The sequence below is a fragment of the Pantoea sp. Pa-EAmG genome, assembly GCF_030024295.1.
Lineage (GTDB): Bacteria > Pseudomonadota > Gammaproteobacteria > Enterobacterales > Enterobacteriaceae > Pantoea > Pantoea dispersa.
The window spans coordinates 1-898 of the sequence record NZ_JASEWO010000381.1 but is presented as its reverse complement, the minus strand read 5'-3'; the positions used below and the strand labels follow the sequence as shown (position 1 = coordinate 898).

General features: G+C 48.3%; 2 protein-coding genes. Both read left to right on the top strand.

What is annotated here, in order from left to right; all coding sequences use genetic code 11:
- The coding region (locus QMM04_RS22790) for an SAM-dependent methyltransferase (RefSeq protein ID WP_282997146.1) at window positions 1–276 on the top strand (276 nt) is incomplete at its 5' end.
- A gap of 164 nt (window positions 277–440) precedes the next feature.
- Window positions 441–898 (top strand): ATP-dependent metallopeptidase FtsH/Yme1/Tma family protein (locus QMM04_RS22785; protein WP_282997144.1); only part of this gene is annotated, 458 nt, incomplete at its 3' end.

The following is an 898-nucleotide window of genomic DNA, read 5'->3' as shown; positions in this document are numbered from 1 at the left end:
CAAGTTGTTATGTCTGACATGGCACCGAACATGAGTGGTACACCTGCGGTTGATATTCCACGATCAATGTATTTGGTAGAGTTGGCGCTGGAAATGTGTCGAGATATCCTGGCACCTGGCGGCAGTTTTGTAGTGAAAGTGTTTCAGGGAGATGGCTTCGAGGAATACCTGCGGGAAATTCGCTCCCTATTTACGAAAGTGAAAATTCGTAAGCCAGACGCTTCTCGTTTACGTTCGCGTGAAGTGTACATTGTGGCGACAGGGCGCAAACTATAGCTCTCGGTACCGGAATCAAAGCAAGGCGAACTGCGTTTACTCTGATGTGTAATTCTGAGTTTCAGTGAAAAGCAGTAAAATCATCAGCGCCGCGATTCCAGGTCTGAAGGATATATAGTACCCTACGCTGTCTGTTAACACCGTTGTAATATGAGGTTAATCCCTTGAGTGACATGGCGAAAAACCTGATTCTCTGGTTAGTCATCGCGGTCGTGCTGATGTCTGTCTTCCAGAGCTTTGGGCCCAGCGAGTCGAATGGCCGTAGGGTTGATTATTCAACCTTCCTGTCGGAAGTGAACCAGGATCAGGTCCGCGAGGCACGTATTAACGGGCGTGAGATTAACGTTGTCAAAAAAGACAGTAATAAATATACGACTTACATTCCTGTCAACGATCCAAAGTTGCTTGATAACCTCTTGACCAAAAACGTCAAAGTGATTGGCGAACCACCAGAAGAGCCAAGCCTGCTGGCTTCCATCTTCATCTCCTGGTTCCCAATGCTGCTGTTGATTGGCGTTTGGATCTTCTTTATGCGGCAGATGCAGGGCGGCGGTGGCAAAGGCGCGATGTCCTTTGGCAAGAGTAAAGCCCGCATGCTGACCGAAGACCAGATCAAGACCAC